At 37.7% G+C, this 13782-nt stretch carries 11 protein-coding genes and 2 pseudogenes; 7 read left to right on the top strand and 6 right to left on the bottom strand.

The window, feature by feature from the left end:
* Positions 1-46 precede the first annotated feature (46 nt).
* A pseudogene (locus ACE1CA_RS30135) lies at positions 47-232 on the top strand (SWIM zinc finger family protein); the annotation flags it as partial.
* A gap of 31 nt (positions 233-263) precedes the next feature.
* Here the strand turns inward: ACE1CA_RS30135 and ACE1CA_RS30130 are convergent.
* The 3 genes from ACE1CA_RS30130 to ACE1CA_RS30120 are packed head-to-tail and all read right to left on the bottom strand — an operon-like array spanning position 264 to position 2598.
* A complete protein-coding gene (locus tag ACE1CA_RS30130) occupies positions 264-365 on the bottom strand; it encodes a DUF6760 family protein (RefSeq protein ID WP_486517988.1) in 102 nt (33 codons plus the stop codon).
* Positions 366-391: 26 nt separating this feature from the next.
* Positions 392-778 (bottom strand): phage tail assembly protein, encoded by a 387-nt coding sequence (locus ACE1CA_RS30125; RefSeq protein ID WP_413278032.1) that lies wholly within the window; start codon positions 776-778, stop codon positions 392-394.
* 20 nt (positions 779-798) lie between these two features.
* Entirely contained in the window at positions 799-2598 is a 1800-nt protein-coding gene (locus ACE1CA_RS30120; protein WP_413278033.1) for a tetratricopeptide repeat protein, read from the bottom strand.
* A gap of 184 nt (positions 2599-2782) precedes the next feature.
* Here ACE1CA_RS30120 and ACE1CA_RS30115 point away from each other — a divergent pair, with 184 nt between their 5' ends.
* The 5 genes from ACE1CA_RS30115 to ACE1CA_RS30095 all read left to right on the top strand — a co-directional run bounded on the left by ACE1CA_RS30115 (position 2783) and on the right by ACE1CA_RS30095 (position 11128).
* The gene (locus ACE1CA_RS30115; RefSeq protein ID WP_486517590.1) at positions 2783-3985 is read left to right on the top strand and encodes a pentapeptide repeat-containing protein; all 1203 of its coding nucleotides are present in this window, start codon (positions 2783-2785) and stop codon (positions 3983-3985) included.
* A gap of 30 nt (positions 3986-4015) precedes the next feature.
* Positions 4016-5242, top strand: coding sequence for a DUF4159 domain-containing protein (locus ACE1CA_RS30110; protein WP_413278035.1), 1227 nt, complete (start codon positions 4016-4018; stop codon positions 5240-5242).
* A 29-nt stretch (positions 5243-5271) separates the two neighbouring features.
* Positions 5272-7608: a hypothetical protein gene (locus tag ACE1CA_RS30105; protein ID WP_413278036.1), complete on the top strand. Its 2337-nt coding sequence runs from the start codon at positions 5272-5274 to the stop codon at positions 7606-7608.
* Positions 7592-10771, top strand: a complete 3180-nt coding sequence (locus ACE1CA_RS30100) for a COG1470 family protein (protein ID WP_413278037.1) — start codon at positions 7592-7594, stop codon at positions 10769-10771. The genes ACE1CA_RS30105 and ACE1CA_RS30100 overlap by 17 nt, the downstream gene beginning before the upstream one ends.
* Before the next feature lie 90 nt (positions 10772-10861).
* Positions 10862-11128, top strand: coding sequence for a hypothetical protein (locus tag ACE1CA_RS30095; protein WP_413278038.1), 267 nt, complete (start codon positions 10862-10864; stop codon positions 11126-11128).
* A 79-nt stretch (positions 11129-11207) separates the two neighbouring features.
* On the opposite strand, the pseudogene ACE1CA_RS30090 reads toward ACE1CA_RS30095, so the two are convergent.
* The 3 genes and pseudogenes from ACE1CA_RS30090 to ACE1CA_RS30080 form a co-directional block, all read right to left on the bottom strand.
* Positions 11208-11482 (bottom strand): annotated as a pseudogene (locus ACE1CA_RS30090) (ParE family toxin-like protein).
* A complete protein-coding gene (locus ACE1CA_RS30085) occupies positions 11482-11709 on the bottom strand; it encodes a hypothetical protein (RefSeq protein WP_413278040.1) in 228 nt (75 codons plus the stop codon). Before ACE1CA_RS30085 ends, ACE1CA_RS30090 begins: the two are co-directional and overlap by 1 nt.
* A gap of 124 nt (positions 11710-11833) precedes the next feature.
* The gene (locus ACE1CA_RS30080; RefSeq protein WP_413278041.1) at positions 11834-12988 is read right to left on the bottom strand and encodes an eCIS core domain-containing protein; all 1155 of its coding nucleotides are present in this window, start codon (positions 12986-12988) and stop codon (positions 11834-11836) included.
* A gap of 178 nt (positions 12989-13166) precedes the next feature.
* Between ACE1CA_RS30080 and ACE1CA_RS30075 the strand changes: the two genes are divergently transcribed.
* Complete coding sequence (locus ACE1CA_RS30075) at positions 13167-13781, top strand: Uma2 family endonuclease (protein WP_413278042.1); 615 nt, start codon at positions 13167-13169, stop codon at positions 13779-13781.
* The last annotated feature ends 1 nt before the right edge of the window (position 13782 follow it).

The raw sequence follows: 13782 nt of genomic DNA, 5'->3' as shown, positions 1-13782 counted from the left end.
GTTTTCTTTGCATTAGGAACTAACACAGTTAAGAAACCTCCGATCGCAATTTTGGTTGGGGAGTAAGCGATTACCTGCAAAGGTTGAGCCAATTTCTTCGTCTAGTTTACCAGCTATTTTGATTAAGAAACAGGGAGATTTTCCGGCTTTTTGGCATGAAGATGTTTCTTTTATTCAAGTGATGGAAGAGTTGTATGAACGGGTGAAAACTAAAAATAAGGATATTTTTTAAGTTGTTGATGAAAAGCTAAAAAACGCTGTTTTCATAGATTACGGATTTTACGAATTTCTGTTAACCAACGCCGACGACTTAAGTGTTCTAAATTTAAAATGTCTTCTAAAGACCAATGAAAATAGAATGCTATACAAGCTACCTCCTCATGTAGTCGATCTAAGGGGTAGCTTTCGACTCCCCCGATAGAGTAAGCTCCATATTAAATTGACTATTGCATTGAGGACATTGTACAAGAATAGACGCACTTTCTTGCTGATTAATTCGATTATAAAATTCCCGTAAATAGGCTAAATCAAGCGTGAAAAGTTCCTCTAGTAATTCAGGTGTTATTTTTGATAGTTCACCCAGATTGGTAATTGTTCGTGATAGCATTACTAAAAATCCGTAAGCTGGATTCTCTCTCACCAACGGGTCTTTTTGTACAGAAATTTCATCCTTTGCAGTTGCTAGACGCATTACTCCTTGCCGATGAATTTTGCCTTGATTATCTACTAAACCTTTTGGCAAAACAAATTTAAATTTTGTATGTGTTTCGCTGTTCATATTTTTCAGTTAGTAATTAGTCAACTTTGATTCAATCTTACTTTTAGATTTTCTAACAAATTATCTTTCTTTTGCTGGGCAAGCTCGAAATTAGGATTAATATTTAAAGCGGCTTCAAAGGCTTCTAAAGCTTTTTGATCTTCACCAAGTCCTTGAAACGCTAACCCTTTCCCAGTCAAGACATAAACATTATTGGGATTGATGCTGTCAGCACGATCGTATGCTTGTAGCGCTTGTTGGTATTGACCCAAATCCAATAATAAAGTTCCTTGATTGTACCAACCTTCAAAGGATTGAGGGTTAAGTTGAATAGCTTGATTAGTGGAAAAAAGAGCATTTTCATACTGTTTCAATTTCCAAAGGGTTACACTTCTGTTGGCTAAAATATTAGCACAGGATTTCTTGGCGGTGTCAACTAGACTTTCATATAGTTTTAAATTTAAAGGTGCTGCAATTTTATCATTTAAAATATCAACGCAAGTGAGTTTATCGGTAGCTAATTTAGTATCAGTTAGTAAAGCTGTGTTATAAGCTTCAAGTGCTAAATCATAATTTTTTATAGTGCTAAAGATTGTTCCTTGATTAAACCAAGTTTGACTAGATTCAGGGTTAATTTTTAAGGATTTTTCAATGGAAGCTAAAGCATCTTGGTACTTTCCTAAATGCCACAATATTACGCCTTTGTTGTTCCAAGCTTCGGCAAAGTTAGCATTGAGATCGATCGCTCTTTCAACTGAAGCGATCGCCTCTTGATACTGCTTCAATCCTATTAACGCTCCACCATGTTGATTCCATGCTTGCGCCGGATTTGCATCACCCCAAATTCCATCTCCTGTTAAGGCATTTTCGCAGGAGGAAAGTGCTTCTTTATAGTTGCCAATTCGGTTTAATGTAGCACATCGATTTAATAAAGCTAAAGAATATTTAGGATTAGTTTGTACTGCCTTATTATAAGAAGTAAGTGCTTTCTCATTTCGCCCCAATTTTTCTAACAAAATACCTTGATTAGTCCAAGCGATCGCATCATTGGGATTGATAGCTAAAGCTTGTTCGTAAGAGGCGATCGCTTCTGCTATTTTTCCTAATTTTTCTTGTGCTAAAGCTATGTTTTTTAAAGCAATAGTTGGGTTACTAACTTTTGCTTGTTCGCAGGCTGCGATCGCCTCTTCATATCTTGTCAAATCTGATAGAATTCCGCAACGTTCTACTAAAGCTACAGAATAACTTGGATTGATTGTTAAAGCTCGTTCAACAGAAGTTAAAGCATCCTCATTTTGGTTTAATTTCCTAAATGCTAAACCCCTATTGTACCAGGCAACAGCCGGAGAATCATTTCCCCAATTTCCATCAACTCTTAAAGCTTGTTCGCAAGATGTAATTGCTTCTTCAAAATTTCCCAATTCTTGCAATGCTGCACAACGTCGAGTCCAAGCTAGAGAATCTTTAGGCGATCTTTGTAATAATAAATCGTAAGAAGCAACCGCTTCTCCATAGCGTTTTAATTTTAATAAAGCATGACTCCTAGCTGACCAAATTTCGATATTTCTCTCCTTGGGACGTAGCGCGATCGCTCTTTCACAAGCCGCTATAGCTTCAGCATACTTTTCTTCCCTTTCTAACACAATACATTGAGAAGCCCAAAATTTAAAATCCTTATAATTAAACTCATTCGACTGTGCTTGAGATATTAATTCATTGTCTAAAGACTGAGTATTAAATAACACATTCTGATAATTCCTGACTCCCCAAACAGTAGAAGAAAAAACAATACTTATAGAAAAAGTAGTAATGCTAACAAGACTTTTCCAAATCTTTTTCATAACCTTGCCTTTTTACTAATACTTAGTATACTCACGACAGGATAGCACTGCAAATTTAACAACATTAAATAATACATTTAAAAAATTTTACATTTCATATATTGAGGACTTCTTTTCAATCCAAGTTAAACTAAAATATAGCAAAATCTCCTTGGTTGCTGATGAAGCACAATATTTTTTAACAATGAACCTAAGAATATTCATCACGCTTCTACTACTATGTCTATCTAGCTCAGTTTTAGCTCAAGATTCCCCAATTATTAAAAGATTAAGGGAAACTAGAAACTGTCCCGGATGTAATTTGAGTAACGCCAACCTAACGAGTGCGTACCTGCGAAATGCTAACCTGCGGGGAGCAAATCTTAGTAACGCTAATCTCAAAAATAGCGATTTGAGCGGTGCTTACTTACGGAATGCTAACTTGCAGAATGCCGACTTGCGGGGAGCCGACCTCAGCACAGCAGATTTAAAAGACGCTGATTTAAGAGGAACTAATTTAAAAGATAGTAAAATCAACTATGAAACTTTTATTGATAGAAAATGGCGCACAGTTTGGGAATTGGTAAATCAAAAAATTAGCACTAGAGATTTGAAAGAAGCAGATTTAGCAGGAGCTAATCTTAATAGAGCTAACCTCAGCAATATCAATTTAGAAAAGGCGAATCTCAGCGGTGCTAAATTGAATGGAGCTAACTTGCGTGAAGCTAATTTAAGCAATACTAACTTGCTGCAAGCTGACTTATTTATTGCCGATTTAAGGAATTCTAATTTAGTTAGTGCTAATTTAAAAAATGCCAACCTCACCAGTGCAGATTTGCGCGGAGCTAATTTGAATCAAGCCAACCTCAATCAAGCTAATTTGAGTCGAGCTAACCTTGGTCAAGTTAATTTAAGCAATACTAATTTAGTAGGTGCTAACTTAAGAGAAGCCGAGCTAACAGGAATTAATTTAAATGGAGCAAATTTGGCAAGTGCTAACTTATTTAATATCAGCTTGAGAGGAATAGATTTAAGTAGCACCAACCTCAGAGGTGCTAACCTTACAGGAGTTAATTTCCAAGATGTTAATCTTAGAGGAATTAAGCTTCAAGGAACTAATTTCATCGGCGTTAATTTAAGCGGTGCTGACTTGAGTGGTGCTGACTTGAGTGGTGTTAATTTAAAAGAAGCTAATCTCAGCCGTGTTAACTTCAGTGGTGCCAACCTAACTGATGCTATTCTCATTGATGCTAATTTAAATAATGCTGATTTAAGTGATGTAGATTTGAGCGGCGCAGATTTAAGAAATGCTGACCTTAAAGGAGCAAGATTAAATGGAATTAAGTTAAGTATTACTACTAATCTATGCGGTGCAATTATGCCTGATGGTAGCAAAGGTACTTGCTAAGTTTGTTTGATAATTACAAAGTGTTTAATTATGAATGATAAATCTTTTTCTTCACCAAGTATTGAACCTTTCGATCGCCTTCATGTTTATGACAGTTTGATGATGAATGCGAAACGTTGGCTAATGGCTCATGAGTACCATCGTCGCCGTCAAAATGTTCATTATCAGTCGCTTAATCAACCAGGAATTGTTTGTGGATTGGGAGTAAAATTGATTGAGCCTCCTGAAGAAGCACCTGCACAATTTCGGGATAAACGTTGGTTGGAAATTCAACCGGGAATTGCCATTGATATAGAAGGAAATCCCATAATTGTTAATCCATCTGTTAACCGGAAATTTCGCATTGCTACTGCACCTCCTACTACTGGAACTTTAACAGTTTATTTGGTGGTTAGTTTTGTGGAACCGGAAAATCCAGAACGCAAACAAGATATTGAAGTGTTGAGAGAATGGTTTAGGTTTGATGAAAAAACTAGTCCGCCAAATGAAAAGGAAATTGAATTATGTCGCATTGAATTACAGCCTGGTGTAGTTAAATTGCAAAAGCCGAAAGATGTGTTATTTCCTGAAGTTAATGATATTGATTTACGTTATCGGTTATTGGCAAAAGCTAGACCTGAAGCTGTTGTAAATGCGGCTTTGATGAAATACAGTGATGCTGATGATTGGTACAATAGCGATATGCAGAAATTGAGCGATCGCGACCGGGAAAACCTCTCCTACTTAATGCGATCGACATCATCACTTTATCCGGCTTTGCAAGGAATAGCAGAAATCGGACAAGTAAGTTTACAAAACAAAAGAGCGATCGTAGATTATGACTTATTTTTCCTCGCAGATTGGCAGGTAGTTAATCTGAATGAAGAAGAATTACATACCCTCAGCATTTACTTAAAAACAGGTGGCATAATTTTAATAGAAACACCTACAAATAATTCCTTTTTAATAGACAACATTCATAAAATAATTACAGACAAACTAGACATAGATTTGCTATCCTGGCAAGAGATGAGCCGTTATCATCCATTGCGAACCCAGCCTTTTTTGTTTGCTATACCGCCAAATATTAATCAACAATCAATAGAAATTCAGAGCGGAGGAGGAATTATTTTAGTAATCGGAAATTTACTATCAGCCTGGGGAATAGATGATGAACTTTCTCTCGATCGCAATGATATTCGTACCGCTCAAGAATTGGGAATTAATATTTTGCATTTCGCTTGGTGTCGGCGACAAATGACACAATTGCTACAATAACCCTGAAAATCTATTAATATTTTTTGAAAATGCCAAACTTTGTCAAAGCTATAGTTTCTAAAAAACAACTAACATTAATACCAGATCTTGCCGCTGACTCCGCTGATGAAAATACCAATGGCGAGAACGAATTCGACGTTACTGTTGTTAACGAAAGCAAAGAATTTACCAGTTTTCAAATAGAACTATCGACTCCGGGTGCTGATACCCATTCAAACTTTAAATGGTATACTTTAGACCCAGAAGTTTGCGTGAAAAAACCCCCAGGAGCAAGTACAAAATTTCATGTAGTAATCACCAAATCACCGATTCAAGTATACGACACCACCATTGACTTAACATTAAGAGTTTTTTCTGTTGAATTTGCCAGTATATTTACTAGCCAAAAAATTAAACTTACCATTCAAAAAGCTCGGAAACCTTTAAGAATTTATCTAATCATGAAAGAACTTAAAGTTTATCCGGGTAATCTTGTTGAAATTCCGGTTATAGCCTACAATTTAAGTCAAAAATTTACCAATGTTAGACTTACCATTTCCGGGTTAAATCCCGAATGGATGAAAGAAGGAACTGTGAGAAACTTGCAAATAGATGCAGGCGACTCTGAAAAAACTAGCTTTTGGTGCAAACCACCCATAAATGCCGAAACTTTCAGTAAGAAATACGATTTTGCGATCGAAGCTAATTCAGATAATAGTAGCCATACTCCTCATGAAAGAGGAGTTTTAGAAATTCTTCCTCATGGAACAGTAGAATTTATTTGTAATAATAAACTGCAAGTAATTCCCCCTAGAAAAGGCAAAACTTTTAGTAAAAAACTTAAATTTGCAACTTATGAATTGCTATTTGAAAATAAGAGTAATTTACCTCAGCAAGTCAATCTTCAAATTTCTGAAAAAGACCAGAAACAATGCGGATTAGTTATTCCTGATGGAATAAAACTTGCTCCAGGTGAAACCAAACCAATGTATTTAGTAACTAAAAAGCAACGACATTTGTTAGGGATGAAAAAACGAATGTTATTTGAAGTATCACCGATTTTAACTAATCCTGATACTGAAGAATTTAGTAGCGAAATTCGTCCTCACCCTAGCAGCCAAGTTTTGGAATTACAAATTTTACCGATCGTTCCTTTTTTACTTCAGTTTGTCGGGATACTTTTATTGTTATTACTGCTTTGGTTACTGAGATATTTGAATCCACCAATTTACCATGAAGGTCCCGTCAACTCCGTGCGTTTAATTGGGATTGCAGGTACAGTAATTAGTGGCTCTAGCGATCAAACAATTCGCCGTTGGCAAGTGGATAATAGTTTGTTACAAAATAGTAGCGGTTTGGGATATCAAGGGATTGTAAACGAACAAGAAAAAACTAAAAAAGCAGTGCGTGTCATTAGTCAAAGACCAAAACCAGATTATATAGTTGCAGCGGGTTTAGAAACAGGAGAAATTCAACTTTGGGATGTTTCATCAAGAGAGATGAAAAAGACTTTGTACAAACAAAATCATAAGAACGATCGCGTTTTCGACCTAGACTTTACTTCTGATTCTCGCTATTTATTCAGCGCTCATGGTAGCGGCTATATTCGCCAATGGAATGTGGATACAGAAAAGATCAAAGATGAAGCTGGACTCAAATTTACAGCTTTAAGTTTAGGCGTGAGTGAAAGTTTAAATCAGCCAGGTAGCCTTGTTGTTGTAGCAGGACGATTTAATAAGTTAGCTTTTTGGGATTGGGTTAGTAGAAAAATATACAATCTTCAATATGATTGGCTTGATTGGAAACAAGACAATGAATTTGACCCAGTTATCGGTCAGCATCATTACATAACAAGTCTGACAATAGCTGAAGCAAATAAAAATATTGCTCAAACAACTAACGCGAAAAATTTCTTGGTAACTGCTGATAATAAAGGCTACATTACTCTGTGGAACATGGATATAATACGCCAATGTATTGTTGATAATCAGAGCGACTTGAACGGAGATAGCGATCGCAAGTCAGAAAAAGATGCTTTTGGAAATGTTTTTCAGACGTTAGAATGTAGCAATGCTAAACTTGCACAATGGCGTAATGGAGATAAAAATTATCGCGTTCAATCTGTTCGTTCGGTAGCAATTACCCAAAATGGTTGCTACTTAGCAAGTGCGGGAGATGATGGTAGGGTAATGCTCTGGTCGATCGATGAAATTATGCGATCGCCTAAATACCAAACAGGGAAAATTATTGCTAATTTACCTGATACAACACTCAACAGCGTTGACATAAAAGCCATAAATAATGACTTATTTATTACTATTGGTGACGATAACAACCGAGTGAGATTATACCGAGAAAAGGTAAAGGACAATGCAAGTTGCAAATAACCCTCTTTTCATAGAAGATTTATTACCCGGATCGAACGAAGTTAAACGGGGAACTACTACTAAACGTCGCGTCGCTGTGAAAAATTTAGGTGATAAAAAAGCGGATGTTGATATTTGGATTGCTGCTACTGATGAAAAATCCGAACCTCTACTTTCTTGGTGTATTTTTAACGAATCAAATCCTTTAAAATTGGAACCAAAACAAAGCAGAGAAGTAATTTTAACTTTTGAAGTACCTCAACAAGCAACACCAGATTTGTACAATTATGAAATTCTGATAGAGGCTCAATCTCAATACCCAGATAAAGTTTTTCGCCGTCCGCAACAACTCCGAGTTTTGCGATCGGACCAAGATGCTGAATGGGGAAACGAACCAACATTTACTTTACAACCTTTCACCAGTTCTGCTAATCCTTATCCGCTGAAAGCCGGAGAACAATTAAATATAAAAGTTATAGTAGAAAATCGTTCTAAAAGAGTCGATCGCTTTTATTTAACTTGTCCAGAATTAACACCAGATTGGTTTACTGTTCGCTACCCAGAAAGTCGCTTAGAAATATCAGGTTCAGTAAAAGAAACCGATGGTTTAGAACTTTTGCCAAATAGTACAGGTGAAATTAGTTTATTTTTGCATCCACCACAATATACTTTAGCAAGCAATTACTTTCCTACCATTCGCGTCATATCTAGCAATAAAGAAGATTTAGTATTGCTAGATGTAGTTTATTTGCAAATTTTTCCTGACGATACTTTAAAAGTAGAATTAAATCCATTTTTACTTAAAATACCATCTCAACCGGGCATATTTGAAGTTAAGTTATTTAATCAAGGAAATATTAGACGAGAAGTTGTAATTTTTGCCAGCGATCGCGAAGAACTATTCGCCTATACTCCTGAATTTTCCCCAGTAGAATTATTACCAGGATACGTTAATAATATTCCTTTAAAAGTGCAACCTCGCAAGTGGTGGAATCGACCACTTTGGGGGAAAGGAAAGGAATTTAATTTTAACCTTGGAGTGGAAAATTACAGATTATTAGTACTACCTGAAACCGCCAAACCGCCAGCCTTACCTAAAGAATTACCTCAAGGAACATTAATCTGGGAACCGCGTCCTTGGTGGCAATTTTTGCTCCCGCTTTTCCTGCTGATATTGTTAGCTTTGGGAATAATCTCGATCGGTGCATTTCTCCTATGGCAACAACTATTAGTCAAACCAAAAATTGACACACTTAAACCTGTTAGTAGTATTTATGCAGAAATTAATAGACAACCAATTAGTTTAAATTTTCAAATTAGTAATTGGCAATTTAAAAATTGGAAATTCCAAAATACTAACAGACTTAAAAATGTCAAAATTATTCCCCAAAGTCGTGAAGGAGTAGGCGAAATCATTAGTTATGACTACAATGAATTGAAAAAATTTTGTCCACAATCTCCGCAAGGCGATCTTAACTGTACTGTACCGACAAAAACCACCACAGCAGGTGCTTATACCTTTAAAGTAGAACTTTATTCACCAGGACAAAATCAACCTTCTGACTCTAAAGAAACGGATACGGTGACAATTAAGCCTATAGCCACCCCAAAAATTATTAATATATTTGCAACAAAAAAGATTTATCAAGAAGCATTGAAAGAGAGAGTTATTCTTAATTGGAGAATAGCTAACGCCAGCCAACTAAAAGCTCTAACCTTAACTCAACAAGGAGGTAACGAACCACCAGTTAAAAAGACTTTTATTAAATGTATCCCTCAAGAATTTCAACCTCAAAATTTGCAGCTACAACCAAATTTTAACAATTCCCAAGATATCCTAATTTGTCAAGGAGTCGCTACAGACGCTACAAAAGCAGGGACTTACACTTTCAAACTGGAAGCATTTTCTCAACAAGACCAAACTCAACCTTCCGACTCCAAAGAAACTGATACTATTACTATTCGTCCAGCACCGCCTATCCCTATTCCAAAAATTGAAGAATTATCGTTAAATAAAACTAGCTATGAAGCAAAGGAACCAGTCCTTCTGAATTTAAAAATCAGTAATCCTAACCAAATTAAAGAAGTAAAACTTATAGAACAGGGAAGTGATGGTTCAGTCACAAAAAACACTTTTGATTTAAGGCAATGTTATTTTCCAGAAACTTCATCTCCAAATCTTAACCAAAATAATTCTGCTAAGATTGCACCACTTAATAATTTATCTATTCTAAATTGCCAAAATATCCCTTTAATTCCAACTAAAGCCGGAAAGTTTACTTATAAAATCGAAGTATATTCTCAAGCTAATCAAAATCAACCTGCTCAGGTTAAAGAAACTAACACTATTACGATTAAACCCTTACCTGTCCCAAAAATCGCAGAATTATCTTCTACGCAACCATTTTATGAAAGAGCTAAAAATGAGCAAATTCTCTTAAATTGGGAAGTTAGTAATGCCAGCAATATTAAAGAATTAACGCTTGTAGGTTTGGCTTTAGATGGATCGATCGCAAGTCCCCTAAAACGTTACCCAATTAACACTTTACCTACTGGATGTACATTAACAACAAACTTAGTTTGTAAAAACGTCCCTACAGATGCTCAACAAACTGGTAATTACGTTTTCAAACTAACAGTTATTCCCCAGCAAGGAACCCCAGAACCAGAAATTACTAAAAATACACCTACTATCAAAATTAAACCTATTCCCCCCAAACCTCCCACACCTGTTAATATTGTCTACTTTAAAGTCAACGGTCGAGATGTTAATCAAGAGGGAAAAATAATCTTTCCGATCAACAAAGAAAGAAAACAAGCCAATGCGATTTTATCTTGGAAAGTAGAGTCAGGAGAAGATATTAAAGTTGAACTTTTGGGAAGTAGTGTTCAACCTCAAGGAGATCTTTCTTATCCCTTAAGTAAACCTCCCAGCAGTCAAACAATCACCTTAAAAGTGAGGAATAAAGCTGGTGAAGAAAAAACCCAATCAGTTGTAATTGAAACAGTTGAACCAAGTACTTTAAGCAAACCTCAAACATCATCGCCAGGAACAATTTCACCTGGAATAATTTCACCCGGAACCGGAGTTTCACCGGGAACAACTTCACCCGGAACAGCATCACCCTCACCTACCAATGTAGAGCAATTGTCACCCATTGAAGTACCACCTAAACCAAATTGATGTTAGTTTAATTGAACTACAAGATCAGCGATCGCACAGTAAAATATAAAGCAGTAAGTAGAGAAACATCAAGAAGATGTAAAAGATATAATGGCAGTAGAACGTTGGACTGATGAAATGCTTGATGAGTTGGCATCAAGTGTGGGTGAAATGCGAAAAAGCATTACCGAAATCAAAGATAGCGTAGATAGCTTGAGAATAACAGCGCAAGCATTGTTGCAAGTCGCCGCTCAAAATCAACGAAGAATGGATCAGTTTGCGGAAGAGATAGAGTTAACGAAGCAACGACACGCAGAAAACGATCAAAGATTTAACGTTTTGCTTGAAGAAGTACGCTATTTGATTCGAGGAAATTAAGGAGATTAGCGCCATACGCCTACGGCAGGCTACGCCACGCACTTTTAATAAAGTTGCTACAAGATCGGCGATCGCTCTTTTATTTTGTACCAAGAATCTTGTCATACTCGGCGTGCGATCCTACCCAGAACCATACTATTTTCTTTTCGTCAGCTTTTATTACTCCCAGAGCACACCATCCTATGCCTATCTGACTGACCAAATGTTTTCTTTGGGCTTAACTTCTTTAAATTCTAAACTGGGATGGAATGGATTTTGTTTCCAGAGTTCGTAATTCTTTTTGGCAGTTTCCTTTATTCGTGGTGGTAATTCCGCAAACTTTTGCCGAAAATCCCTAGTTCTAGACGATCTCATCACTCCTCACCAAAACCTTTTTCTTCGGTTTTACCTTCTTGGTCTTCAATTAATGCCTCTTGAGCCATTTGCTTGAGAATGTCGAGATTAGTATCGGAATTTGCTAAAGTTTCCTGCCATTTTAGTTCATTCTCAATATCTGCTAACAGTTGTTGAGCAATTTCGTCTTGGAGATTATCGGCAAGCTTTTGAGCTTCTTGGAAAGCTTTTTGTAAGAGTTCCGTCATGATTTTCTTTGATAATCAAATAAAAATTTAGCTTTAGAAGCATTGTAGGAGATTGGTTGGGTTGAGGGACGAAACCCAACCTACTGGATCGGCGACACTGTGTCGTCCTGGGGCACAAATGACTTTACTGACCCAAAGCCTTTTGTCTCGCTGACTCTGAGTTCCAAAAATGGGTTTGTTCATTGTTGTTATCTTGTTGTCCTTGCACATTCGCGTAGCCGCCTCCCGCTAGTTGATGCCTCCAGTATCCGTTTAGATCGTTGACTATCTCATCAGAATTCTGCAATCGGAAAATCTGTTTGCCAGTTTCCGTAGAACCTCCTCCTCCACTTCCAGGTTTGCACTTTAAGTTTAGTTGCTGAATATGGTCACGCCAGGATCTTACTTGCCAATTATGTCCAAACTCATTCACTCGTGCGTTTGAATTGTCAACTACATTTGGATTAGCTTCCTTTACCCTGTCTTTATTTTTTTTCCCGCCTTGCCTCTGGATTTGTTCACCAGAGACTCCTGCTGAAGATGCCTCTCTCCCCTTTTCTATTGCGGACTTATGCACCGCTCCACTATTCTGCTGCACCACATGAGTCAACTCATGCGCCGTCAACTCATCTTTACCAGGCGATTTTCCACCACCATAGTAAATATCGCTACCGTGAGTAAAAGCTTGAGCGCCTAATTCCTTGTTCATTTGCACTGCTGCACCGTCTGTATGCACTCGCACACTGCTAAAATCGGCACCAAAGCGGGGTTCCATGAAAGCTCTCACCTCATCTGGCAAAGGACTCCCACCTCCCTTACTCCCATTCAACTGACTCTCCAAATTACCGTTATTGGAAGACTTTCCCTCTGACTCAGCCTTAGCTTGTACTGGCAAGTCTTCTTCTTCTTTCGGTTCTTCGGTAGGATTGGAGAGTGCTTTAGTTTGGACTTCCTCTTCTTTTTTTTCCTCTGGAAGTATTTCTTGCTGAGTTGGTTCCTCTTGTTCCGGTGCAGGCATGGTCATCACTTTATTTGCCACGCTGTCTGCTTGTTGCTCGTACTTATCTCCTGGTGCGCCTACACTCAGCTTTGCTTGCACTGGTGTTGGGGTATCGGGAAATAATTTCATCTGCAATAAGTTGAAGCCAGCACCTGGAGCTATTTTTGATTGTACTGTTCCGTCTTGCTTTGGATCGTGAACTGGGTCGCTGAAAGGTCGCTGCCAGGAAGTTGCTTTCTGTGCAGGCGGAGAATAAGAACTTGATACAGGTTTTTTCTGGATTTGCGATCGCATACTCATATTTCGCCCCTGCGCTTAACCTAGAGTTCGGTAATTTTTCTTAGTTTGGCATACTCATACAAGCCGATCGTTTCCTCGGAAATAAATCTTAACTTGACTTTTATTGAGAAATGCTCTGTAAACACTTAACATACTCAAAGCAGATGGTGCAAAATCCAATTAGAGGGTCAGAGGGTAAATGATTCAAGCAATTCCCCAACTAATGACGCTAGAGGAATTTCTGGACTGGTATCCAGATGGCTATGGTCGTTACGAACTGTGGAATGGAGTTGTGCTTGAGATGCAGCCAACCGGAACGCACGAACAAGTCGGAGGCACTCTTGCTGGTGAACTATTCGTAGAAATCAGACGCTTGCAACTGCCATATTTGATTCCCCGACAAGCGATCGTCAAACCTGTTGATACAGATAAGTCTGGCTACAATCCCGATGTGATTGTTCTAGATCTGCCTGCTCTAGAGAATGAGCCACTATGGAAGAAACGATCTACGATCACAAAAGGAGAATCAGTACGAGTGGTGATTGAGGTAGTCAGTACCAATTGGCGGGATGACTACGGACACAAGTTCATCGACTATGAAGCATTGGGTATCCCAGAATATTGGGTTGTGGACTATCTAGGACTGGGTGGTAAACGCTACATCGGTACTCCTAAACAACCTACGTTTTCAATCTATCAGTTAATTGACGGTGAGTACCAAGTTCAACAGTTTCGTGGTGGTGAACGCATTGTTTCGCCTGCATTTCCAGAATTGAACCTGACGGCAAACCAGGTGTTTGCTATGGGAATTTGAA

This window comes from Floridaenema evergladense BLCC-F167 (genome assembly GCF_041929205.2).
GTDB classification, from domain to species: Bacteria; Cyanobacteriota; Cyanobacteriia; order Cyanobacteriales; family Aerosakkonemataceae; genus Floridanema; species Floridanema evergladense.
The sequence above is the reverse complement of the archived record's forward strand: the minus strand, read 5'-3'. Positions and strand labels throughout refer to the sequence as shown.

What these genes read in the sequence shown, in the direction of transcription:
- ACE1CA_RS30120 (WP_413278033.1), bottom strand. Translation starts at nt 2,598, where the DNA reads ATGAAAAAGATTTGGAAAAGTCTTGTTAGCATTACTACTTTTTCTATA.
- ACE1CA_RS30110 (WP_413278035.1), top strand. Translation starts at nt 4,016, where the DNA reads ATGAATGATAAATCTTTTTCTTCACCAAGTATTGAACCTTTCGATCGC.
- ACE1CA_RS30115 (WP_486517590.1), top strand. Translation starts at nt 2,783, where the DNA reads ATGAACCTAAGAATATTCATCACGCTTCTACTACTATGTCTATCTAGC.
- ACE1CA_RS30080 (WP_413278041.1), bottom strand. Translation starts at nt 12,988, where the DNA reads ATGAGTATGCGATCGCAAATCCAGAAAAAACCTGTATCAAGTTCTTAT.
- ACE1CA_RS30095 (WP_413278038.1), top strand. Translation starts at nt 10,862, where the DNA reads ATGGCAGTAGAACGTTGGACTGATGAAATGCTTGATGAGTTGGCATCA.
- ACE1CA_RS30085 (WP_413278040.1), bottom strand. Translation starts at nt 11,709, where the DNA reads ATGACGGAACTCTTACAAAAAGCTTTCCAAGAAGCTCAAAAGCTTGCC.
- ACE1CA_RS30075 (WP_413278042.1), top strand. Translation starts at nt 13,167, where the DNA reads ATGATTCAAGCAATTCCCCAACTAATGACGCTAGAGGAATTTCTGGAC.
- ACE1CA_RS30100 (WP_413278037.1), top strand. Translation starts at nt 7,592, where the DNA reads ATGCAAGTTGCAAATAACCCTCTTTTCATAGAAGATTTATTACCCGGA.
- ACE1CA_RS30125 (WP_413278032.1), bottom strand. Translation starts at nt 778, where the DNA reads ATGAACAGCGAAACACATACAAAATTTAAATTTGTTTTGCCAAAAGGT.
- ACE1CA_RS30105 (WP_413278036.1), top strand. Translation starts at nt 5,272, where the DNA reads ATGCCAAACTTTGTCAAAGCTATAGTTTCTAAAAAACAACTAACATTA.